The 24,385-nt window shown below is 45.1% G+C and carries 18 protein-coding genes and 1 pseudogene; 14 read left to right on the top strand and 5 right to left on the bottom strand.

Features of this window, described 5'->3' with window-relative positions:
- The first annotated feature begins 1 nt into the window (after nucleotide 1).
- From I2G42_RS02330 to I2G42_RS02295, 8 genes and pseudogenes are all read left to right on the top strand, one after another.
- Nucleotides 2-727, top strand: coding sequence for a M48 family metallopeptidase (locus tag I2G42_RS02330; RefSeq protein ID WP_195530679.1), 726 nt, complete (start codon nucleotides 2-4; stop codon nucleotides 725-727).
- A gap of 358 nt (nucleotides 728-1,085) precedes the next feature.
- The gene (locus I2G42_RS02325) at nucleotides 1,086-2,132 is read left to right on the top strand and encodes an HAD-IA family hydrolase (RefSeq protein WP_195530678.1); all 1,047 of its coding nucleotides are present in this window, start codon (nucleotides 1,086-1,088) and stop codon (nucleotides 2,130-2,132) included.
- Between the two features lie 6 nt (nucleotides 2,133-2,138).
- On the top strand, nucleotides 2,139-3,104 hold the full coding sequence (locus tag I2G42_RS02320) for an IS110 family RNA-guided transposase (protein WP_330611268.1): 966 nt from the start codon (nucleotides 2,139-2,141) through the stop codon (nucleotides 3,102-3,104).
- Between the two features lie 430 nt (nucleotides 3,105-3,534).
- Entirely contained in the window at nucleotides 3,535-4,035 is a 501-nt protein-coding gene (locus I2G42_RS02315) for a kinase (protein WP_118742237.1), read from the top strand.
- Between the two features lie 384 nt (nucleotides 4,036-4,419).
- Nucleotides 4,420-4,701, top strand: a pseudogene (locus I2G42_RS02310) (response regulator); the annotation flags it as partial.
- A gap of 192 nt (nucleotides 4,702-4,893) precedes the next feature.
- A complete protein-coding gene (locus tag I2G42_RS02305) occupies nucleotides 4,894-7,767 on the top strand; it encodes a response regulator (RefSeq protein ID WP_195530676.1) in 2,874 nt (957 codons plus the stop codon).
- Entirely contained in the window at nucleotides 7,760-8,038 is a 279-nt protein-coding gene (locus I2G42_RS02300; protein WP_195530675.1) for a hypothetical protein, read from the top strand. The genes I2G42_RS02305 and I2G42_RS02300 overlap by 8 nt, the downstream gene beginning before the upstream one ends.
- A 78-nt stretch (nucleotides 8,039-8,116) precedes the next feature.
- A complete protein-coding gene (locus I2G42_RS02295) occupies nucleotides 8,117-10,039 on the top strand; it encodes a hybrid sensor histidine kinase/response regulator (RefSeq protein WP_195530674.1) in 1,923 nt (640 codons plus the stop codon).
- A 92-nt stretch (nucleotides 10,040-10,131) separates the two neighbouring features.
- Here the strand turns inward: I2G42_RS02295 and I2G42_RS02290 are convergent, their stop codons facing one another.
- Both I2G42_RS02290 and I2G42_RS02285 read right to left on the bottom strand, forming a co-directional pair.
- Nucleotides 10,132-11,187, bottom strand: coding sequence for a DUF4097 family beta strand repeat-containing protein (locus tag I2G42_RS02290; protein WP_195530673.1), 1,056 nt, complete (start codon nucleotides 11,185-11,187; stop codon nucleotides 10,132-10,134).
- Nucleotides 11,188-11,204: 17 nt separating this feature from the next.
- Complete coding sequence (locus tag I2G42_RS02285) at nucleotides 11,205-11,522, bottom strand: PadR family transcriptional regulator (protein WP_022463160.1); 318 nt, start codon at nucleotides 11,520-11,522, stop codon at nucleotides 11,205-11,207.
- A 213-nt stretch (nucleotides 11,523-11,735) separates the two neighbouring features.
- Here I2G42_RS02285 and pflA point away from each other — a divergent pair, with 213 nt between their 5' ends.
- The 3 genes from pflA (at nucleotide 11,736) to I2G42_RS02270 (ending at nucleotide 14,923) form a co-directional block, all read left to right on the top strand.
- Entirely contained in the window at nucleotides 11,736-12,515 is a 780-nt protein-coding gene (gene pflA / locus I2G42_RS02280; protein ID WP_330415499.1) for a pyruvate formate-lyase-activating protein, read from the top strand.
- A gap of 235 nt (nucleotides 12,516-12,750) precedes the next feature.
- A complete protein-coding gene (locus I2G42_RS02275; protein WP_022463162.1) occupies nucleotides 12,751-13,098 on the top strand; it encodes a HEAT repeat domain-containing protein in 348 nt (115 codons plus the stop codon).
- Between the two features lie 247 nt (nucleotides 13,099-13,345).
- Nucleotides 13,346-14,923, top strand: a complete 1,578-nt coding sequence (locus I2G42_RS02270) for a flotillin family protein (protein WP_226906392.1) — start codon at nucleotides 13,346-13,348, stop codon at nucleotides 14,921-14,923.
- A gap of 93 nt (nucleotides 14,924-15,016) precedes the next feature.
- Here the strand turns inward: I2G42_RS02270 and I2G42_RS02265 are convergent, their stop codons facing one another.
- Together I2G42_RS02265 and I2G42_RS02260 are read right to left on the bottom strand one after the other, a co-directional pair.
- A complete protein-coding gene (locus I2G42_RS02265) occupies nucleotides 15,017-15,907 on the bottom strand; it encodes a LysR family transcriptional regulator (RefSeq protein ID WP_022463164.1) in 891 nt (296 codons plus the stop codon).
- 147 nt (nucleotides 15,908-16,054) lie between these two features.
- The gene (locus tag I2G42_RS02260; RefSeq protein ID WP_243105447.1) at nucleotides 16,055-16,504 is read right to left on the bottom strand and encodes a response regulator; all 450 of its coding nucleotides are present in this window, start codon (nucleotides 16,502-16,504) and stop codon (nucleotides 16,055-16,057) included.
- Between the two features lie 374 nt (nucleotides 16,505-16,878).
- On the opposite strand from I2G42_RS02260, the gene I2G42_RS02255 reads away from it, so the two are divergent.
- The 3 genes from I2G42_RS02255 (at nucleotide 16,879) to I2G42_RS02245 (ending at nucleotide 23,184) form a co-directional block, all read left to right on the top strand.
- On the top strand, nucleotides 16,879-18,750 hold the full coding sequence (locus tag I2G42_RS02255; protein WP_117762250.1) for a beta-N-acetylhexosaminidase: 1,872 nt from the start codon (nucleotides 16,879-16,881) through the stop codon (nucleotides 18,748-18,750).
- A 217-nt stretch (nucleotides 18,751-18,967) separates the two neighbouring features.
- Nucleotides 18,968-19,957 (top strand): glycoside hydrolase family 130 protein, encoded by a 990-nt coding sequence (locus I2G42_RS02250; protein ID WP_195530672.1) that lies wholly within the window; start codon nucleotides 18,968-18,970, stop codon nucleotides 19,955-19,957.
- Nucleotides 19,958-20,073: 116 nt separating this feature from the next.
- Nucleotides 20,074-23,184 (top strand): alpha-mannosidase, encoded by a 3,111-nt coding sequence (locus I2G42_RS02245; protein ID WP_022463169.1) that lies wholly within the window; start codon nucleotides 20,074-20,076, stop codon nucleotides 23,182-23,184.
- A 132-nt stretch (nucleotides 23,185-23,316) separates the two neighbouring features.
- On the opposite strand, the gene I2G42_RS02240 is transcribed toward I2G42_RS02245, so the two are convergent.
- Nucleotides 23,317-24,339: a LacI family DNA-binding transcriptional regulator gene (locus I2G42_RS02240; protein ID WP_022463170.1), complete on the bottom strand. Its 1,023-nt coding sequence runs from the start codon at nucleotides 24,337-24,339 to the stop codon at nucleotides 23,317-23,319.
- Nucleotides 24,340-24,385 lie beyond the last annotated feature (46 nt).

Here is a 24,385-nt window from a genome sequence, read left to right as displayed (position 1 = left end):
CATGGAAACGGTTAGTATTACATTACCATCATCTAAAAAGATAGTCAGTGTCAAGTTGGATCGAAAATCTATGAAGACTTGTCGTTTAAAGGTTTACCCATCTCAGGAAATTGTATTGTCTATGCCGAAAACAGTTCCGACCACGTGGGCTGAAGAGTTTTTAGTGGATAAGGGTACCTGGATTGAATCAAAACTAGATGCTTTTCGGAAAACTGTTGGATATGCAGCGACTGATGAAATCAGAGATGGATTTTCAATTAAGTTTCTTGGTGAAGATATGCTTTTCGTTGTTACTGAATGTGAAAAAGAAAAAGTATATTCAGAAGGAAAGATCATTCATATCTGTTGCCAGGATGCGAATGACCAGTCAAAAATTCAGAGACAGTTTGAAAATTGGTGGAGAAAACAGGCGAAGGCGCTCCTTCAGGAACGAACAGAACATTGGTACCCTATTATTGAAAAATACGGTATTCCTATGCCAAAGGTTTCAGTCCGTAAAATGAAAACTTTGTGGGGCAGTTGCAGCGTAAATCGTGGAATAATAACGCTAAATTTCTACTTAATTAAAGCTGGTATACCATATATTGACTATGTGGTTTTGCATGAGTTGACCCACTTTTTATATCCAAATCACAGCAAGCAGTTTTATATGTTTCTTTCAAATTATATGCCAGATTGGAAAGAACGGAAGCAAGTGTTGGATCAGGATATTGTACACGAATTGTAGTACATATCGTTAAAAAGGAAGTACGAAATGAGACAAGTAGATGAGTGGTACTCCGATCTTCCTAAAAGAATTAGGGATAGTAGATTAACACCAATAATGTGGCAACACAATGGCAACAAAAAATCAGATAGCCTCTACTATCTGAATAATGAAAAGAATACCAATACTCTGAGCGAAATCTCATAAGCAAATCTGTTTAGAAAACATCTAACAGGAGCGAGTTTGAATAACAGATTAAAATGCCGAAAGCCTGTATTTATGCGGGCTTCCGGCATTTGTTTTATCAAATGGCTCTGGTTTGGCTCTATTTGTGGGAACAATAAATGATAAATAGAAGAAATTTAATAAGGAGCATTATATGACGAAAGTGAATTTTTATGATAGCATTGATGATTCAATGCTAAAGTTTGCAGTTATTATTGCAAAACATAATGGAAAATGGGTATTCTGTAAGCATAGAGAAAGAAGTACATGGGAAGTGCCGGGAGGACATAGAGAACAAGGTGAGGATATTCTTGAAACAGCAAAGAGAGAATTGTATGAGGAAACAGGAGCCATTAATTTTGAGATAAATCCGATATGTATTTATTCTGTGACGGCGCCAGACAACTTTGATGGGAAAGAAACCTTTGGAAAGTTATTTTTCGCGGAGATACATACGTTTGAAAAAGATTTACATAGTGAGATAGAGAAAATAGCAATTATGAATGAACTACCGCTTAATTGGACATATCCGGAAATTCAACCAAGACTGCTAGAAGAAGCGAGACAAAGAGGATTTTTGCCTAAGAAGGATGAAATAAAATGGTTATTTTTTGATGTTGGTTCGACGCTGGTTGATGAAAGTAGAGTTTATGAAGATAGGATGAAAAAAATTGCTGAATTATCTAGTCTAACTTCGCAACAAATTTATGAACATGCGATATCATTATACAGGAGAAATAAAAAAGGTGATTTAGAGATAGCAAAACAATTGGGGATAGAACTACCTAAATGGGAATCACAATATGAAAAGCTGTATACAGATTCTGAAGATTGCCTGAAAAGGTTAAACAGAAATTATGAAATTGGTATAATCGCAAACCAACCATTAGGAACTTCTGAAAGATTAGAAAATCTCGGAGTGCGAAAATATATTGATTTAGTCATTGCATCAGCAGAAGAAGGTGTTTCAAAACCGGACAGACGTATATTTGAAATTGCTTTGGAAAGAAGTGGCTGTAAGCCGGAAAATGCTGTAATGATTGGTGACCGCATTGATAATGATATTGTACCAGCAAAACAGTTAGGAATGAAAACGATATGGATAAAACAGGGATTTGGAAGTTTGTGGACTGTAATGGAAGAGAGTGAAAAAGCCGATATTGAAGTTAATAACCTATCTGACATTTTGAATTATCTATAGGAGAAGATCAAGGAACTTGATGATAACAGTCCAAAGAAAACAGATTCAAAAGATCCAAAAACAATCGCAAAACTGGTTGTGGATGGGAGATATTCAATCCCATACATGCCAGAAGGAATTTATGCCGAAATAAGAGACCTGGTATACAGCCGTGATAGGATCATGAAGCAGCACAACATATCTGCAAACAGGATCCAGAGATGGCTTGCAATACATTTCCCGGAATATCTGGGATTATACACACGATTTGATGCAATAAGCGGCCTGGCAGTGCTTGAAAAAGCACCATTGCCAAAAGATGTGATCGCGCTTGGAGTAAATGGGATCCGAAAGATCTGGCATGATAAAAAGATGCGTGGCAGAGGAGTTACTGAAGATAGGGCAAAGACCCTGGTTGAAGCTGCGCACAACAGTGTTGGACTTGACGGAGGGATTGGAACAAAAAGTGAATTATATATGCTGCTTGAAGAGCATCGTTTATGGACTTCGCAGTTAGAAGCCGTCAATAAAGTACTTGAGGAAATGATCCTAAAAGTACCACATGTGGAGAAGTTACTCGCCATTAAAGGAGTAGGGAGCATCACAATAGCAGGATTCATAGCTGAGGTAGGTGATATCAGACGCTTTGATTCACCGAAACAGATCCAGAAGTATGCAGGACTGGAACTGTTAGAAAACAGTTCAGGAAAGCATAAAGGAAGGACGAGGATCAGCAAACGCGGGAGAAGGAAACTCCGAAAGATCCTGTATCAGGTAATGGTACCGCTGCTTGCAAGAAACAAGGAGTTCCGTGGAATCTATGATTACTATGTAACCCGTGTAAAGAATCCGCTGAAACGAAGGCAGGCAATGGTTGCCGTCAGCTGTAAGTTGATCCGAGTGTTTTATGCGGTATTAACGAAAGGTGTGGAGTATGACAGATTTAAAATGATGTCAGATATCCACCGAAAAAGCGACATAATAGCTGTCTGAGCAAAAAGTACTGTAAACAGGAAAGCGTCCGCCATCAATGGTGCTGTGAAACAGGAATGCAAAATATATAAGACAAAGTAGAGCCAGTAGCTGCATTGACATTTTCTATAGGGCAACGACCCTGCTAAAGGAGCATGAGCAGCACCCAACTATGGATAAGCAGAACGAAGGAATTTAGGACCCGTCAGAGGATGGTGATCCTGGTAGACATGAGAGGTTAGTTACTGTAGGTGGATTTGGGAAACAGGAAGGCCTTCATAAGAAGAAACAAAGACGTTTTATTTCTTGTACCTAAAATCATCAGAAATGGACTCCATGAAGTCACTTCATATCCAGAAAACTCTATTTTGTAGATATATGTAGCTTATTAACTGTTCAGAAAAGTCAAGGCCTTTTGTTGAACATGCACTAAAAAGAATAGAGAGAAATTATGAAAAAGATAATTATATTAAGAGGTAACTCTGGAAGTGGAAAAACAACAGTAGCTAGAGCGTTACAAAAGAAATTTGGATACAATACAATGGTGATTTCACAAGATGAGATTAGGAGAAATATCTTGTGGGTTAAAGATGGCGTTGATACTAAGGCATTACCACTTATGATAGAACTTATGAAATATGGGTATGAGCATTGTGATGTGGTTATTTTAGAGGGCATCATGTATGATGAGTGGTATAGTCCTTTGTTCAAAACGGCAAATGAATTGTATGGAATGGATATATATGCGTACTATTTTGATATACCATTTGAAGAGACGGTCAGGCGGCATAATACACGAGATAAAAAACAGGAATTTGGTGAAGAAGATATGCGTAGATGGTGGAGAGAAAAGGATTTTTCATCAGTTTTTAATGAAAAAATTATTACATCTGACATTGATGCAGACAGTATTGTTGAAATGATATATATAGCTATAAATGAGCAAATTTGAAAAAATGCACAAAACTACGCCACGACCTTTACAAAGGAGTCAAAACCAATGCATTCCCTCGCATATTGATAGAGGGTGAGATATTTTTCCATCTGGATTATGTCACTGATCTTGCGATACCCTGTTTCAAAAGGACAGACTTTGCCAGTTCTAACAACACACATATAGTGTGCAAATGACATAATCAACCAGTATCTTCGGATTCCCTGTGCAGAACGGATTTGATAGCTGTCCAGCGCCAGTTTATCCTTACATTGGCGGAAAAACACCTCAATTGGCCACCTGCATACGTAATTGTCCAGGATTTCATTTGTGGATAAAGACACATCCATGCAAAGGAAGGCCCTTAGTGCTTTCGGTTTTCCAAATGCTTTTTCGGGATAGGCTGTCGAATTATTTAATAATAATCCGGTGGGTACATTTGATGCAATACTTATGGATATTATGATGCCGGTAATGGATGGATTGACAGCGACTAAAGCAATTCGGGCATTAAATCGACCAGATGCAGGAATAATTTCGATTATTGCAATGACCGCCAATGCTTTTGCAGAAGATGTACAAAGATGTTTAGATGCAGGAATGAACGCACATTTAGCTAAACCTTTGGATATTGAAAAAGTGAAAAAAACGATTTGTGAACATACAATTGAATTATATAAATAAAGAGTAAAAGAATATAATTACTTTGTTAGTAAATTGACACAAGTTGGCTGTAGAGTATAATTATAGTAAAAGTACAGCAGAAGCTGTCGCAAAGATATTTATAAAAATGTTGTGGAGGTATTGAACATTAATGAATGTAAAATTAAAATCTGCAAGCAAGCAAGCGACTGTAGCCTGGAGGGTGGGAGAAAGATGAAGAAGTGCAAATTAGTACAGAATATAAGAAATTTCAAATTTTGTTATTTTATATTTTGCATAATGATATGTTTGGTTGTTTTTCCTGTTTCCACATCTGCCCAAGAAAATTCTGATCATGTTATCCGGGTAGGATCTTTTGAGGAAACTTATAATGTAGTCAATGAAAAGGGAGAAAGAAGCGGCTATGGTTATGAGTATCTTCAAGATATTGCAGGTTATGCAGGATGGACATATAAATACATAACAAGTGATTGGAAAAACTGCTTTACACAGTTGGAAAATGGAGAGATTGATATTCTTGGTGGCATTTCCTATACAGACGAACGTGCTGAAAATATGCTTTTTTCCGATATGCCTATGGGGGAAGAGAAATACTACATCTATACGGATGCATCCAATATGGATCTTACAGCAGGAAATTTGGATTCTTTTGAGGGAAAAAATATTGGTGTGTCTAAAGATAATATAGTGGAGGATGTGCTTAATGAATGGGAATCAAAATATGGTCTGCATACGAAGCATATCAATGTTTCTACAACCACAGAAATTATGGACAAACTATCGAAACATGAAATTGACTGCTTCGTTTCGGTAGAAGAATCCCGTTGGGAAGAATCGGATATTTCACCGATTACAAGTATTGGAGAGACAGAAATCTATTTCGTTATAAATCCAGAACGTCCGGATATCAAAGAAGCACTGGATAGTGCTATGCGCAGAATCAAGGATGACAACCCATTTTACACAGATGATCTCTACAGGCGTTATCTTTCTGCACAGAGCAGCTCGTTTCTTTCAAAAGAAGAAAGTGAGTGGATCGGGCAGCATGGTGCAATCCGGATAGGGTATCTGAATCAGGATGGAGGTATCAGCAGTGTAGATCCATCAACAGGTAAACTGACAGGTGTTATTACAGATTATGTGGATCTTGCAGAAAATTGTCTGCAAGGTCAGACTCTGGAATTTGAATTAAAGGGGTATGATACAAGAAGTGAACTGCTTCAGGCATTGCAGGATGGAAAAATAGACCTGATTTTTCATGCAAACCAGAATCCATACTTTGCGGAAACAAATGGATTTGCTTTGTCGGATACGCTGTTGACTCTCAATATGGCAGCAATTACGGCAAAGGATTCTTTTGATGAGAATAAAGAGAATGTAGCTGCTGTTGAAAAAGATAATTTTGTATTGAAAGCATATCTTTCATACAATTATCCACAATGGAAGGTTATGGAATATGAGACATCAGATGCAGCAGTAAAAGCAATGCAGAAAGGGGAGGCAGATTGTATTGTAAGCAATTCAGGTACTGTTTCAAACTATTTGAAAAATAATAAGCTTCATAGCGCTTTCCTGACAAAAGAAGCTGATGTTTCATTTGCTGTTCAGCAGGGAGAACCGGTTCTTTTGTCCATTCTGAATAAAACACTGACATCTATGCCTACAGCTCAATTTTCGGGTGCAGTAGTTTCGTATAATGTTTCCTCACGAAAAGTTACAGTGAGGGATTTTATTCAGGATAATTTACTGACAGTTTCACTTATCGTTGGAATTTCTTTTTTCGTTGTTCTGTGTATCATTCTTCGTTCTTGGAAGAAGTCAAAACGTGCGGAGGAAAGATTCAAGAAATCTGCTGAACAGGCATTAAAACTGAATCAGGAACTGGAAGAAAAACGGCAGGAATTACAAAATGCACTTGTAGAAGCACAGAGTGCCAATAAGGCTAAGACTTCCTTTTTAAATAACATGTCCCATGACATCAGGACACCGATCAATGGCATTATGGGCATGCTTACGATTCTTGAAAAAAGCGGAAATGATGGTGAGCGGGCAAAAGATTGCCTGAATAAAATAAATGAGTCTTCGAAACTGCTATTATCATTGGTAAATGATGTTTTGGATATGGCAAAGTTAGAATCGGATACCGTGGTTTTTGGTGATGAATCCATCAATCTGGATCAGGTATGTAAAGAAATCACGGAGTCGCTATACTTTCAGGCAGAAGAAAAAGGACTTCATGTTATAGGAGAACATGATGATTACAGTGGTATATATGTTTGGAGCAATGCAGTTCATCTGAAAAAAGTATTGATGAATCTGTTTACAAACAGTATGAAGTACAATAAGGTGAATGGTTCTATTTACATGAGTATGAGAACGATTGAAAGATCAGAAGATCATATGACATGTGAATTTAAAATAAGAGATAATGGAATTGGAATGTCAGAAGAATTTATAAAAAATGAATTGTTTACTCCATTTGTACAGGCAGATAATTCCCCACGTTCTGATTATAATGGGACAGGTCTGGGAATGCCTATTGTGAAACAACTTGTAGAAAAGATGGGCGGAACCATAACAGTTGAAAGCAAGCTTGGTGAAGGAAGCTGTTTTACTGTAATACTTCCATTTAAAATTGATACGAATGCACGGCCAGAAGAAAAAGAAGATTTTGATGCAGATATATCAGATATCCGGGTATTGCTGGTTGAAGATAATGAGCTGAATGTGGAAATAGCAGAATTTATGCTGACGGAAAATGGAGCTAAAGTAGAAACAGTGAACAATGGGTTAGAAGCTGTTCAGCATTTTGAAGCTTCCGAACCGGGAACATACGATGTTATTTTAATGGATGTTATGATGCCGGTGATGGATGGTCTTACAGCTACAAGAACAATAAGAGCTCTGGATCGGCAAGATGCAAAAACTATCCCTATCATTGCTATGACTGCAAACGCATTCAGGGAAGATGCAGAAAAGTGTATGGAAGCAGGAATGAACGCACATCTTGCAAAGCCGTTGGATGATGAAAAAATTAAGCAGACCATAAGCGAAGAGTTGAGAAAGCAAAATGCCTGTCATGAATGATTATGAGGCAACCGCAGCAATCAGGAGCCTTCCAGGTGCATGGGATAAGCAGACAGGAAACAGAGGATGTGCATCGGAGAAACTGTATCAGTTTTGTGATACAATGGCTGCATCTGAATACCGCTCGCTGATCCGTCCATTTCTGGATATCTCTACACTTTCAGCAAGATTGAAGGCGGAAGAATGCATTTCCACAGAATACTGTATGTGTGATGGCAGTTGGCACAGGATGCTTTTTACTGTAAAAAAAGGGATGAGTCTGGAAATGTAACCCATGTTTGTAAAATACGTGAAGAGTTGAGACGTTTTTGTATTAAATTAAAATTAGATAAAAGGCATGTGAAATACGATGATGAAACATAACTATATAAAACAAAAAAGAAAAGATCAAAATCCGGTAAATCATTGGAAAATTTTTGAGGGACGGTTGGTATTCCTTCTGGCAATGGTGATTTTGGCTGTTGTTGCATATACTTTTATTTTACAACAAGCATATACCAAAACTGCTCTGAAAACAGAAATTGAACGAGATATTTCCAGTGCAGATGCGGTTCATAAGCTGGTAAATGACAGACTGGGACGAAAAGATTTTAATGAAATAAAAAGTAAAGCTGATGAGAATACAGAACTATTCAAGAATATGTCGACATATATGAATGAAATCAGAACGCTGAATTCTACGAGATATATTTACACAGCAACCAGAAATGAAGACGGTAGATTGATTTACGTTGTAGACGGACTGGATCCATCGGCTGGTGACGTCAGACATCCGGGAGATCCGATTGAAAAGGAGATGGTTCCTTATATAGAAAAAGCACTTTCTGGAAAAACAGTATATTCTCAGGATATTGTTGATACAACATGGGGACCTATTTTTACAGCCTGTTATCCTGTGACAGCGGAAGATGAATCTAATGAAGTGATAGGTGCTTTCTGCATAGAAATGGATATGCAGAAAGCGTATGGAATGGTTGAGAAGACGAATAAGTTAAGTATTGTACTGGGATGCATTACAGCGTGTATTTTGGTAATATTATGTACCTGTGGATATTCTGTATATAAGAAGCAAAAAGAAAATGAGCAGAAACAGCAAAAACTGTTGCAGGAAGCTGCAAGACTGGCTGATTCAGCTAATAAAGCAAAATCAACATTTCTATTTAATATGTCTCATGATATTCGTACCCCTATGAATGCAATCATTGGATATGCAGAATTGGGAGAGAAACATTTAAAGGAGCCAACTATATTAGAGGATTACTTTGAAAAAATATTATTGTGCGGAAAGAAAATGCTGCATTTGATTGATAACATTCTTGAATTAGCACGAATCGAAAACAACCAAGCAACGCTGGATGAAACAATAACAGATGTTTCTAAAAACTTTGATTTATGCATTGATATGTTTAGGAAACCGATAGAAGAAAAACATCAAACACTGAAAGTCAATAAGAACATTCGATATCCATATCTGCATATGGATGATGCAAGATCATCTGAAATTACGATTAACATTTTGAGTAATGCTGTGAAATACACGGGTGAAGGCGGTAACATAAGCTGTACATTGAACCAATATCCCGGCGAAAAAGAAGGTTGGAGTGTATTAGAGCTTATCATAGCAGACAACGGAATCGGAATGTCAGAAGAATTCCAAAAACATATTTTTGAATCATTTTCACAGGAACGATCTTCGTCAGACAGCGGAATAGAAGGTAGCGGACTTGGCATGGGAATCGTGAAGAAACTGGTGGATTTAATGAATGGCAAGATCACAGTTCAGAGCAAACCGGGAGCAGGTTCTACTTTTACAATCACGCTTCCATTAAAAATAGCAAATGCGGAAGAAAGGAATCCGAAACATGCAGACGGTCAGTTGAATATCAAAAAACTGGAAGGAAAAAGGGTTCTTCTGGTAGAAGATAATGACTTGAACGCAGAAATTGCAACGGAACTTTTGACGGAAGAGGGAATCATGATAGAAAGAGCGGAGAACGGCGTTGCATGTATTGATATGTTTAACAAAGCAAAGCAAAATTACTACAGTCTGATTCTGATGGATATTCAGATGCCGATTATGAACGGATATGAAGCATCCAGGAGAATTCGAGAACTGAAAGACGGTAACAAATCGCAGATTCCAATTGTTGCAATGACAGCAAATGCGTTTGAAGAAGATAAGAAGATGGCTTTGGCAAGTGGCATGAATGATCATGTTGCAAAACCAATAGATATGAATGTATTATTGCCGACTATTATGAAATATATGTAAAGGAAGAAAGAAGGACACTGATTTTGTAGTCAGTGTTCTTCTTACATATCAGTCGACTAAAGAAAAACATTTTATCCAGTCCATTCTTTTTGTCAGTTTTCTGCCGGCAAGTCAGAGAGCAGGACATTTCCGTTGACGGTACTTGCCTGAATGATGAATGCAGAAATACCGGAGCGGGTGAATGTTTTTGTGTAGGATTCCGTTCTTCCATTGGAGACGAGGCGGATTTTTCCGGTTGTCGTGGATGCATGAATGGACGCATCGGCAAGGTCGTGCGGGAGATGGAGTTTCACGGAACCGTTGACGGATTTTGCTGTCAGGTACTCGGAACAGGTTCCCTCGAAGAGGACTTTGCCGTTGACACTGTTTAAGGATGCGCGGGAGCAGTCGCCGGTGATTTCAAGTTTGCCGTTTGTGGCGGAAACATCGAGGCTGTCTGTGCGCAGACGGGTCAGGACGATCTTTCCGTTCGCAGCCTGTATGCGGCAGCTGGATGCGGAAAGGGAATCACCGGTGATTTTGCCGTTTGTGGCGGAAATTTCGAGCGTAGTAAGGGAGAGGGTATCAAGCCCGGTCGCGCCGTTCAAAGAGCGGAGCGTCAGCTTCTGTACGGTGGACGGCACCTGGAAGGAGAACACCTCTTTCTGGTGATTATTGCAGAAAAGATGTTTCCAGAATACGGAAGGGATGAGCTTTTTCTCTCGCAGACAGAACGTATTGCCCTCAATGCCTGCCTCGAAGCGGTCCGGATCGAAGTCGCCGGAAAAGTCAAACTCAACCGAAGCGGAAGTGCCCGGAGCAAAGTCGGCAGAAGCATTCCGCAGGGAGATTTCCATAGCGGTGATGGCGGTGGAAGGGGCGTACGGGTAGTTCGGATGTGTTTCTTCAGAATGGGAGTGGGTTTTCTCCTGTGGCAGCACGTTTGCAACAGGCTGCTCCGTTGTGGCATATTCCTGACGGAAAAATTCGAGGACATCGTCGACATTACCGAGTTCCGCACAGATTTCCTCATCGGAGAGACCCTGGCTGCGGGCGTCGGCGAAATGGGATTCGAAATCGTTTAAAATTTCCTCTGCGGCGGCAGAATCAAAGGATGCAAGGCCCTGTTTCAATGCATTCATATAAGTTTCATACGTTGTATTCATCATGATTTTCCTTTCTATCGTCAGATCGTTTCATCTGAAATCAGTCGGTTGATCTGCTGGGTGAAATCCAGCCATTCCTGTTTTTTCTCCTGCTGATAAGCTGTTCCTGCTTCAGTCAGATGGTAATATTTCCGGGCAGGGCCGGATGCGGATTCCTGCAGATACGTTTCCACGTAACCGGCTTCCTTGAGTCGTTTTAAAATCATATAGAGCGTTCCTGCGGCGATGGACATTTCGCGGGAAATGGCGTCTGTCAGCTCATAGCCGTATTTGTCCTCTTTTGTCAGCTGGGAGAGGACACAGAGCTCGAGGACGCCCTTTTTGAGTTGTGGATTCATATGAACACCTCCTTGTTGAGTAGATCATAACACAGACTATATCATAATGCAATATAGCAAACCAAATTTTTATCCTGCCATGTGTTCGATTTTGTACATGGAAAAGCCTTGAAAAGAACCGCGGATTTCCGTATAATCAAGCAGAACCCTGAAATTTGACCGGAAAATACAGAAAAATAGAAAGATAGTAAGTTGGAAAGAAGAGGAAAAAATATGAGTGAAATGAATCAGAATAACAATGGCCCGGTAAAGGGCGCGATCCATTCGATCGAGAGCTTCGGATCCGTCGACGGACCTGGCGTACGCTACGTGATTTTCGTGAAGGGCTGCAACATGCGCTGCCAGTTCTGCCACAACCCGGATACCTGGACGATGAAAGATGCCGACTGGCAGACCGCAGATGAGGTGCTGAAAAAGGCGCTCCGCTACAAAAATTACTGGGGCGAAAAGGGCGGCATTACTGTAAGCGGCGGAGAACCGCTGCTGCAGATCGACTTCCTGATCGAGCTGTTCCGCAAGGCAAAAAAGAACGGCGTTCACACAACGCTGGATACCAGTGGAAATCCGTTCACAAGAGAGGAGCCGTATTTCAGCAAATTTAATGAGTTGATGAAATACACCGACCTGCTGCTGCTCGATATCAAGTTGATTGACGACAAGGCGCACAGAGAGCTGACCGGCTGCACCAACGAGAACATCCTCGACCTGGCGCGCTACCTTGACGAGATCGGCAAACCAGTCTGGATCCGCCACGTCCTCGTCCCGGAACGCAGCGACTACGACAAATATCTGATTCGCCTCGATGAGTTTTTACACAGCCTGCACAACGTACAGCGCGTAGAGGTTCTCCCATACCACACCCTCGGCGTATTCAAATGGGAAACCTTAGGAATCCCATACAAACTCGAAGGCATCAATCCGCCGACCAAAGAGCGCGTGGAAAACGCCAATAAACTGCTGCATACGGCGGAATATACGGGATATCTGAAATAAAAAGCAGAACAACAAGAAAAATCTGTGAAAAAATAACAATTTTTATAAAAATTTTATAGTATTTCTGTTCAAAAACCAGAAGAAAAGGAGTATAATCTCTGTTATGGACGAGAGCATGGTTACAATGTGACGGACATGACAGGGACGACAGCAAAAACACTACGCCCCTTTTTGATTCGCCGCGGCAGTTGCTGCATCCACCAAAAATAAAAGCAAAAAGAAAGAAGGATTTACAATGTTTGGTTCAAAAGAGGCATCGGAAGACAAGCTGAAAAAAATGGTGGAAAAAGGAAAATGGGACAAATTAAGAAAACAGTATCTGGATTCGGACAAGACAACGCAGGTAGCGCTTGCAAAAGCCTGTGCAGCTTCGAGAAATGATGGTTCTGTTAATATTCTGACTTCTCTTCTGGAAGTAGACGATGTGGACGTAAAAATCGCGGCCGTTACGAGCCTTGGTGAGGTTGGAGACGATCACGTAACAGCACTGATCCGTCAGCTGGCCGTCAAGACACCGGCAGATCAGACGGAGCTGAAAGCAGCGATCACAAAAGCGCTGGAGAAGATTGTCGAAAGAGCATAAGAGCAGGATCAGTGAAAAAAAGGAAAGGCGAAGAAGTTTCTGTAAAAAGAAGCTCCTTCGTTTTTTTGTTGCAAGGCATATCAGAATCTGCTCCAGCGGATTGTTTTTGCCCGAACAGAAATCTTACAAAATCGTAATAATAATGCAGTTGTATCTATCCCGCAAAAAATGCTATAGTGAAAATAACACAGACACAAAAGCAGAACGCGGAGCGAAAAGCATCCGCAGAAAAAAGGGAGGAAACAAGATGGAATTTGTATTCGAACATGCAACCATGATTGCCGTGATCGCTGTTGTGGTGATCATTCTTGCCATTCTGGCGAGCGGTTATGTGAAGGCGCCGCCGGATACCGCATTTATTATTTCCGGTTTCCAAAAAGGCCAGCGGATCCTGATCGGTAAAGCCGGCATCAAGCTCCCATTCTTTGAGCGGCTGGACAAGCTGAGTCTGAAGCTGGTAGCGATCGATGTGAAGACGAGCGACGCTGTGCCGACCGCTGACTACATCAATATTCAGGTGGATGCAGCCGTCAACATCAAAGTCGGGGACGAACCGCAGAAGCTCCAGAAAGCATCCCAGAACTTCCTGAACCGCGACAGCGAATATATTGCCAAGGTTGCAAGAGAAGTCCTTGAAGGAAACATGCGTGAGATCGTTGGAAAGATGCGTCTGGAAGAGATGGTTTCCGACCGTCAGAAGTTTGCGGAGCTGGTCAAAGAAAATGCAGAACCGGACTTGGCTGCGATGGGACTTGACATCATCAGCTTCAACGTACAGAATTTCGTCGATTCCAATCAGGTCATTGAAAACCTCGGTATCGACAATATCGTAAAAATCAAGAAATCCGCGGCGATCGCCCGTGCCAATTCCGAGAAAGAAATCAAAATTGCCCAGGCGCGTGCAAATAAAGAGGCGAACGATGAGCGCGTTCTTGCCGAGACCGAGATCGCAAAGAAAAACAACGATCTGGCAATCAAGTCGGCAGAGCTGAAAAAAGAGTCCGATATCAAAAAGGCAGAGGCAGATGCAGCGTACAAAATTCAGGAAGAGCAGCAGAGAAAAGAGCTGGAAATCACTTCCGCGAATGCGAACATCGCCCGTCAGGAGCGTGAGGTTGAGCTCCGTGCCAGAGAAGTAGAAGTAACCGAGAAATCCCTCGAGGCAGAAGTTAAGAAGAAAGCCGAGGCCGAGCGTTACGCAAAACAGCAGCAGGCAGAGGCAGATTTGTACCGCCGTCAGAAAGACGCAGAGGCAGACCAGTTCGAAAAAATCCGCGAGGCGGAGGCAAAGAAAGCCCAGGCAGAAGCCCAGCGCTATGCGATGGAGCAGGAAGCACTCGGTATCAAGGCAAAAGGTGAGGCGGAAGCCGCATCCATCCGCGCCCAGGCACTTGCAGAGGCCGAAGGTATGGAGAAGAAAGCCGAGGCTTACCAGCGCTACAACAAAGCCGCAATGGCAGAGATGATGATCAAGGTTCTGCCGGAGATCGCCGGAAAGATCGCAGAGCCGCTCAGCCAGATCGACAAGATTACGATCATCGGCGGCGGAAGCGAGGACAACGGCATCGGCTCCGTAGCGGGCAATGTGCCGGTGGTGATGGCAAAGCTGTTTGAGTCGATGAAAGAGGCGACCGGTGTCGATCTCTCCGAAATCATGAGAGCCGATACGTACGATGCAAAAGTAAACCGCAACATTCAGATCTCCAGCCCGGAAGAGCTCAAAGAGTATCTGAAAGCAGAAGCCGGAAAGGCAGCAGCGGATGCAGAAAGCCCGGAAAAAGCGGAAGCATCCGAACCGGTGCAGAAAGACGGCAGCGAGCAGTAAATCCAGAACGGATCATAAAAACAGAAAAAGAGGCAGGGATCCAGAGAAATTTCTTGAGGATCCTGCCTCTTTTGACGTATAGATCGGAAAAAGTTATTCGGCGCCTTTTTCCAGCATGCTCATGAACTCTTTTGCCGCCTGCGGGATCGGCAGATGGGAGCTGTGGGCAACGACAAGCTGGCGCGGCGGAAGCTCCTCCACGAGGTCGAGCTGGAAGGCCGCCGTCTCTTTTACAAGGCAGTAGTCCGGCACAAACGCGATGCCAAGGCCGATACTCGCCAGGTCGATCAGAAGATCGTTGCTGCCAAGCTCAATTTCCGGCACGAGGTCGAGCTGGAACCGCTGAAACTGGCTGTGCAGGAACTCACTCGTCGTACTCTTGCGGTCGAGCATCAGAATCGGGTACTGCAGCAGCTCTTTTAAGTGAACCGGCCTGTTTTCCAGTTCCGGGTAATATTCGCCGTTCGCGATGAAGATATCGTGGAACGAATGAATCGGAATCGTGTGAAGACGGCTGGAAAGATGCGAGTTTGGATAATTGGTCACGATGAAATCCACCTGGCCGGATTCCAGCAGATCGACACACTGGGTCGAAGTCTGGTTTGTCACCTTGATGTGGACATTCGGAAAGGAGCGGTGGAAACGGTTCAGGTACGGAACAAGGAAATAGCGGCAGATTGTGTCGCTCGCGCCGATGCGGAGCTGGCCGCCGCCAAGCGTTCCCGCTTCCATAATCTGTGCTTCACCGCGCGCAATCAGGTTGATCGCAGGCTCTACGTGGCGCAGCAGCGTTTCTCCCTCCGGCGTTAACTGCACGCGCTTTGTACTGCGGATAAAGAGCGTGATTCCAAGCTTTTTCTCCAGTACCTTGATCGACTGGCTGACCGCCGACTGCGAGATAAAAAGCAGCTTGGAGGCCTCGGAAAAACTGAGTGTGGTGGCAACGTAATAGAAAACCTTATATAACTCGTAATTAATATCCAAAATAAGCACCTCTTATAAAATATGATATCTTCACTCTAGCACACTTCCCCGAAAGAATGCAAGAAAAAATCTGCCGGAGCCGTGAACTTTTTCTCCTCTTTTTCGAGTAAGAGAAAATTCACGGTTCCGGCAGATAAGAAAGGGGAATCAGCCAAGCACTTTGGCAATGGCGCTGTCCAGCGTGCGGATCTGGCGCGTTGCAGAGTATCCGTCGAGTTTCGGCATCTGAATATCCATCAGCACCAGATCGAACTGATCCGGCGCTGCGGTGCGGAGTGTCTCAACGGCAACATCGCCGTCGTCTGCAAGGCTGACGGAAAATCCGGCGTTCGAAAGGAGCTCCATCGCGATTTCCTGTACCATATGGCTGACGTTGATCGCCATGCCAAGTCCCGTACCCTGAATGCCGCTGACCGTAGAAGTCTCCTCGCGTGTAAACGATTCAAAGAGGTGCTCCTGGAATTCCCGGCTCATGCCGATGCCGTTGTCGCGGACGTGGAATTCGTAGAGCGCATACCCTTTTTTATAGTACGGTTTCTGAATAATACGGACAATGATGGTGCCGCCGTTCTGTGTGAATTTCGTGGCATTGCTCAGCAGATTCAGCAGAATCTGGTTCAGGCGGAAAAAGGTGCTGGCCGGAGGTGGAAATCTTGTTCAGGTATTCCTGCACCTGGTCCGGCTGATTGACGTGGGCGGCAGCCAGAGCGGTAAAGCCGATGATCGCATTCATCCGAAAAAACAGATTTTGTTCCGGAATGAAAATGGGAAACAAAAGTTACTTTACATATAAAAGAGCAGAACAGGAAGAAATTTTGAAAAAAATTGAAGAAAATTACAAATTATTGTGGAATATGTGGAAAAAATATGGTAGGATGGGGGAGAAGAGAAAAGTGGTTTCAAAATGTTACTTAACGTTCAGTGAAAGTTCTATGGTTACAAAGAAAACAAAAAACAAGAGGAGAAGGAAAATGAAATTTTTACCAAAACCAAAAGAGGTAAAACTCCTGACGGGGGAACATGCACTCTGCTATGACGGCAGAATTGTACTGGATGGCAGACTGCTGGGAAATGGGGATACGTATGCGAAAGTGCTGCAGAAGGGAATCAAAAAGGAAACCGGAATGCAGTACGATATCGGATACGGCGTTCCGGGAAGAAAAGAGACCGGCGCGATTGTACTGGAACTGGATGAGACAAGGAAAAGCCAGCAGTATGTGCTGCAGGTGACAGAGGAGGAAATCCGCATCCAGGGCGGAGACGGAGCCGGCGTGCTCTACGGTGTGCAGACGCTGTGCCAGATGATGCACGAATACGGTGCACTGCTTCCTGCCGTGCGGATCGAGGATGAGCCGGATCTGCCGGTGCGCGGCTATTATCTCGATGAGACGAGAGGCCGTGTGCTGACACTTTCCTATTTAAAACAGGTGGCAGACCGCATGGCGTACTACAAGCTGAACCAGCTGCAGCTCTATGTGGAGCACACGTATCTGTTCTCCGGACTTTCCGAGATGTGGCGCGATGAGACGCCGCTTACGGCAGAGGAAATCCGCGAGCTGGATGCGTACTGCGCAAAGCTTCATATCGAATTGGTGCCGTCGATCGCAACGTTCGGCCATCTGTACATGCTGCTCTCCACAAAGAGCTATGGCGACCTCTGTGAATTCCCAGACAGCTGGAAAGAGCCGTTTTCCTTCTGGGACCGGATGCAGCATCACACGGTGGATGTCTCCGGCGGCAGAGCGATCGAGCTGATCAAGGCCATGATCGAGGAGTACATGGCGCTTTTTGCCACGGATAAATTCAACATCTGCGCGGACGAAACGTTCGACCTTGGAAAAGGAAAATCGAAACCGCTGGCAGACGAGAAAGGCGTTCACCGCCTGTATATCGACTATGTAAAAGAGCTCTGCGAGTTTCTCGTGGCAAAAGGCAAAAAGCCGATGTTCTGGGGCGATATCATCTGCGCACAGCCGGAGCTGATCAAAGAGCTGCCAGAGGAAACCGTCTGCCTGACCTGGGGCTATGCAGCCGAGCAGAGAGAGCATGAGGCAAAAGTGATGGCGGAAGCTGGTGCAAGACAGTATCTCTGTCCTGGGGTCGGCGGCTGGAACCAGTGGATGAACCTGGTGGAGAACAGCTACAAAAATATCGCACGGATGTGCGGCTATGCGAGAAAATACCATGCGGAAGGTGTTCTGAACACAGACTGGGGTGACTGCGGCCACATCAATCAGCCGGACTTTTCCCTTCCTGGCATGATCTATGGAGCCGTCTTCTCCTGGGGAGACGATACCGACAGCTTTGAGGAGCTGAATGAACAGATTTCCCGTCTGGCCTACGGCGACCGGAGCGGAAAATTCGTTTCCTATATGGCAAAAACGGCAGAATGCTCCATCTTTGACTGGTGGGATGCCAACGTCGTTTACGAGGAAAAAGTGCTCGGTCATCCGAACAACCGGAATGCGCTGTTTGACGCGAGAATCCAGGATGAGGCGAAGCGTGCAGCTGCAAAGGAAACAATTGCGGCTCTGAAAAAAGAACTGAAAAAGACAGCCGGTGCTCTGGAAGAATCCTGCCGTCCAATGGTTCCGGTGCTGGAACTCACGATGGAAGCGATTGACATCTGGAATGAGACGGGCGCGAGAATGTGTGACATTGAGCTTGGAAAAGAAAAGGATGAGACAGCCTGCGCGGCACTTGCGGGACGGCTGGAAACCTGGTTTATGAAGTATAAAGCGTCCTGGAGAAGCATCAGCAAAGAAGGCGATCTGCACCACATTTCAGAGATTGTATTCTGGTATGCCGACATTCTGCGGGGAAGAAAACCGTACGAAAAATAGAAAAAATCCATTTGTGAACAAAGATGAACACAAATAGAAAATAAATGAACGATAAAAAGTAACAAAGAAAACGAAAATTTACATAAAAGTGAACAAAAACACTTGACTTTTGCGCAGAAATGGACGAAGATAGAAGTATCGGATCGAAAGATCAAAAATGTCCGTATGGCGTGACAAGAGAGAAAGAAAAAAATAATTTTCACAGAGGGAAACAATCATGAGTAAAATCATCGGAAACAATCTGCCGGATATGCCTTGGCAGGAAAAACCAGCAGGAGAGCACATGCCGGTATGGCGCTATGATCAGAACCCGATCATCGGCCGTTACGAGCAGAAACGTTCCAACAGTATCTTCAACAGCGCAGTCGTACCGTTCGAGGACGGATACGTAGGTGTATTCCGCTGCGACAGCCGTTCCATCAGCATGGACATCTTCGTTGGAAGAAGTAAAGACGGTATCCACTGGGAGATCGAGGATGAACCGATCAAATTCGAGGGCGCTGACGAGGAGATCCTGACCAGAGAGTATCGTTATGATCCGCGTGTCTGCAAAATTGACGACAAATACTATGTAACCTGGTGCAACGGTTATCACGGCCCGACCATCGGTGTTGCTTACACCTATGACTTCAAGAAATTCGTTCAGCTTGAGAACGCATTCCTTCCATTCAACCGTAACGGCGTGCTGTTCCCGAGAAAGATCAACGGCTACTACATGATGATGAGCCGTCCAAGCGACAACGGCCACACACCATTTGGAGATATCTTCGTCAGCCAGAGTAAGGATATGGAATTCTGGGGAAGACACCGCCACATGATGAGTCCGGTACGTGGCGACGAGTCCGCATGGCAGTGCACCAAGATCGGTGCCGGCCCGGTTCCGATCGAGACAGATGAGGGATGGCTGCTGATCTACCACGGTGTAATCACAACCTGCAACGGCTATGTATATCGTATGGGATGCGCTCTGCTCGATATCGACGAGCCGTGGAAAGTAAAATACAGAACCAAAGACTACATCATGGCTCCACTCACACAGTACGAGTGCATGGGTGATGTTCCGAACGTTGTATTCCCTTGTGCGACCTTAAGCGATGCTGCAACCGGAAGAATCACTATCTACTACGGATGCGCAGATACCGTAACCGGTATGGCATTCACAACCGTAGATGAGCTGCTGAACTATGTGAAAGAGAATAGCCTTTGATTTATTAAGATAACTTAAAAAGCGACAAGTCCGCCAGGCTTACGGGTGAAAGAAGCCTGCAGGTCCGGTGGACTTTCTTTTTTAAAATGACCCCATGGAAAGCATAAGGAGGCACTATGAAATTTGTAAAAGAGCGTGTGAACGTGATCTGTCAGGAACTGGCAAGACTTTCGATTTCACAGAAAATCAAAATCACCGATATGCAGGTGAAAAACGGATGCTATATCACACCGGCAGAGGCCGATGCATCAGAAGAGCCGTGGACATCGTTTGATACGGTCAATGACCGCTGGTACGGACCGGACAAACATTACTGGTTCCGCACCACCATCACCGTTCCGGAGAGCTTCGATGGAAAAAATCTCTGGATGAGAGTCCATGCAGGACTGGACGACTGGGATGACGGAAGAAACCCGCAGTTCCTGCTGTTTGCAAACGGTGAAGTGATCCAGGGTATGGATATCAACCACCGCGAAGTACTTGTAAGAGAAAACGCAAAGGCCGGTGAAAAAATCCAGCTCGACCTGCAGTCCTACACCGGAACGCTGCACAGCGAGTTCCGTCTGCTGGCAGACCTTGAGGAGCATGATGCGAAAATCGAGGAGATCTATTACGACCTCATCGTTCCGATGCAGGGCCTGAACCGTATGGACGAGGATAATAAAACGCGTCTGGATCTCGAAACCGCACTGACCAACACGATCAATCTGCTGGACCTGCGCAAGCCATACAGTAAAGAGTTCTACGCTTCCATCGAAGAGGCAGAAAAATGCATCCAGGAAGAGATCTATGAAAAAATGGGCGGCTGGGACGAAGTTGTGGCAACGTGCATCGGCCACACCCACATTGATGTGGCATGGCTGTGGACGATCGACCAGGTTCGTCAGAAATCCTGCCGAAGCTTTGCAACGGTATTAAAACTGATGGAGGAGTATCCGAACTATCACTTCATGTCGAGCCAGCCGAAGCTCTACAGCTTTGTCAAAGAAAGACACCCGGAAGTGTACGAGAAAATCCGCCAGAGAGTCAAAGAAGGACGCTGGGAGCCGGAAGGCGGCATGTGGGTTGAGGCAGACTGCAACCTGACTTCAGGAGAGTCCCTCGTGCGCCAGTTCCTGTTCGGAAAACGCTTTTTCAAAGAAGAGTTTGGCGTGGACAACAAGATCCTGTGGCTGCCGGATGTCTTCGGATACAGCGCAGCGATGCCGCAGATTCTGAAAAAATGCGGAATTGACTACTTCATGACGACCAAACTGGCATGGAACGAGTTCAACAAAGTGCCGTACGATACGATGAACTGGGAAGGCATCGACGGAAGTGAAGTATTCACTCATATGATCACAACGCTCGGCGTCGGACAGCCGGAGACGAGCTTCTTTACCACATACAACGGAATGCTGCACCCGGATGCCATCATGGGCGGATGGGACCGCTACCAGAACAAGGACATCAACAACGATATCCTGATCAGCTACGGCTACGGAGACGGCGGCGGCGGCCCGACCAGAAGAATGCTGGAGACATCCAAACGTATGGAAAAAGGCATCAAAGGTGTGCCGAAAGTACGCCAGGCATTTGCGAGAACGTATTTCGACGAGCTGCATGAGAAGGTAAAAGACAGCAAACGCCTCCCAACCTGGATCGGCGAACTGTATTTTGAGTTCCACCGCGGAACATACACCTCGATGGCACGCAACAAACGCGGCAACCGTAAGAGCGAGTACGCGATGATGGAATTAGAGCTTCTGTCCGTTCTGGCCGAAAACGCCGGAAAAGCATACCCGACCGAAGAACTGAACCGCATGTGGGAGATGATCCTGACCAACCAGTTCCACGATATTCTGCCGGGCTCCTCGATCCATGAGGTATATGAGCAGACGAAGAAAGAATATGCAGAGATTGCGGAGACATCAGCAAAACTGATCGGCGAGCGCATGGAAGCACTCTGCGGAACAAAAGACGAGAGCGTGACCGTATGGAACACTCTCGGCCACAGAAGAAACGACGTTGTTGTACTCGGTGAGACCGCGGCAGAAGCCATGACCGACGGAACCACCGTATATCCGGTACAGCAGACGAAAGACGGAGCCATTGTCTATGCAGAAAACCTGCCGTCCAAAGGATATCAGGTTCTGCGCCCGACGAGCGGAGCCGCTGCGGAAACGCCATTTGCTGTAACAGAAGCTGGAGAGGGCTATACCCTTGAGACTCCGTTCTACACGATCCAGATCGATGCAAACGGTGAATTCACTTCCTTGTTTGATAAAGAGAATGACCGCGAAGTGCTTCAGAGCGGAACAACCGGCAACGAGCTGCGTATCTATGAGGACAAACCTCTGCAGTACAGCGCATGGAACCTGGATATCTTCCATACCGAGAAATCCTGGAAGGTGGAGGGTGTACGCCGCATGGAGTGGACAGAAAACGGTCCGGTCCGCGCAACACTGGAAATTGAGCGCGAAGTGATGGACACCGTCATCCGCCAGCAGATCCATTTCTATGCAAAAGACCGCAGAATCGACTTCGAAACCTACGTTGACTGGAAGTTCGCCGAGCATGTACTGAAAGTTCACTTCCCGGTAGACGTTCACAGCGACGAGGCAACTTTCGATATCCAGTTCGGTAATGTGACAAGAAAACTGCACACCAACACAAGCTGGGATCAGGCAAGATTCGAAGTATGCGGCCACAAATGGGCTGATATCTCAGAGGGAAGCTACGGCGTCAGCCTGATGAACGACTGCAAGTACGGCTATTCCATGAAGAACCGTGTGATGACGCAGACTCTGATCAAATCCGGAACTGAGCCGAACCTGACCGCAGACCAGGAAGAGCATTTCTTTACTTACTCTCTGTATCCGCACGCAGGAACATGGCGTGAGGCAGGCACCGAGCAGGAAGCTCTGAACCTGAACGTACCGGCAAAAGCAGTTGCAGGTGCAGCAGAGAAAGACCGCATGGAATTCCTGTCTGTAGACAAACGCGACGTAGTGCTTGAGACTGTGAAGAAGGCAGAGGACGGCGACGGCGTAATCGTTCGTCTGTACGAGGTGGAGAATGCAAGAACGAAAGTGACCCTGCACTGCGCAGAGGCAATTGCATCCGCTGAGGAGACCGACCTTCTCGAGAACCCGATCGAGGGCGCGCTTGGTGTGAAGGAGAACGAGATTGAGCTTACGATCAAGCCGTATGAGATCCGTACGATCCGCATCCGCACCGCGAAGTAAGAAAACAGAAATAAAATATAGAAATCACAATTGGTCCACTGGACCAATTGTTGATATGCCGAGCAACAGAAAAAGACACCGTGTCCCGGAAGGGAAGACGGTGTCTTTTTTGAAAACAGATGAAAAATAAAATCAGTCACCGGTGGAATCGCGGTACAGCACGTTGGTGCCGAGATACGTAATTTCATGCGGCGTGTTCGGATATTTGATCCGGTACAGAATCTGGAGTGCCAGACGTGCGCCGAGTTCTTCGTTGAAGACCTGAACGGTCGTCAGATGTTCTGCCAGAAGATCCTCTGTATTGTTGTCGAAGCCGGATACTGCAACGTCCTCCGGTACGCGTAAGCCCCGTTTTTCGAGAAGCTGCATCAGAATGCAGGCAACGTAGTCGCTGGCGCAGACGAAAGCGTCCGGCATGCGGGACAGGGAAGAAAGGAAGGTATCGATTTCTTCACGGTACGTATCGATGCCGAGCGGTGTCGTCAGGCAGAGAGAAGAATCCACCTTTTTACCGGCATCCGCCAGAGCCTGGCAGAAACCTTCATATCGTTCGCGGTTGGACTGTGCGTAGCTGATATCACCGATGAAGCCCGGAAGGGTGCGTCCCTGCTCGAGCAGATGGCAGGTGATGCGGCGGACACTGGTGCGGCTCTCCATGAGAAGCAGGTCGCCGTTCAGCTCATCCGGGGCAACAAGAGAGGAAGTGTCCAGGAACACTTTCGGAATCTGTGTCTCTGCGAGCAGGCGCAGAAGACGCTCGTTGTACACATTCAGAACGATGATGCCGTGAACATTTCCGTTTGTAAGAGTCGGCGGGAGAAAATACGTTTTATCCGCCGAAGTCGGAAGATACGTGTAAACGAGATTGACATTGTGTGTCGAAAATACTTTTGCAATTTGGTGGATGATGGTCATCCAGAAAAGTGAGGTTTCCGGTCTGCAGACGGCAACTGCAATGTTGACCGGCGTGGTCTCCTCTGCGCTCTGCGGATACTGAAAATCCTCCGGGATGGCATAGCCGAGTTCCTGGGCTTTGGCGATGACCTTGGTGCGCAGGGAATCGGAGACGCCTTCGTGTCCGCTGAACACCTTCCAGACCGTAGTCCGGGAGATGCCCAGGGAGTTCGCGATTTCCTGTAACGTTACTTTTTTCATAGTTTAAACCGATCCTGTTACAAATTTTGAGTGCTAACACATATTA

Source organism: Fusicatenibacter saccharivorans (assembly GCF_015557635.1).
Classification (GTDB): domain Bacteria; phylum Bacillota; class Clostridia; order Lachnospirales; family Lachnospiraceae; genus Fusicatenibacter; species Fusicatenibacter saccharivorans.
This window is presented reverse-complemented; position numbering and strand designations above follow the sequence as displayed.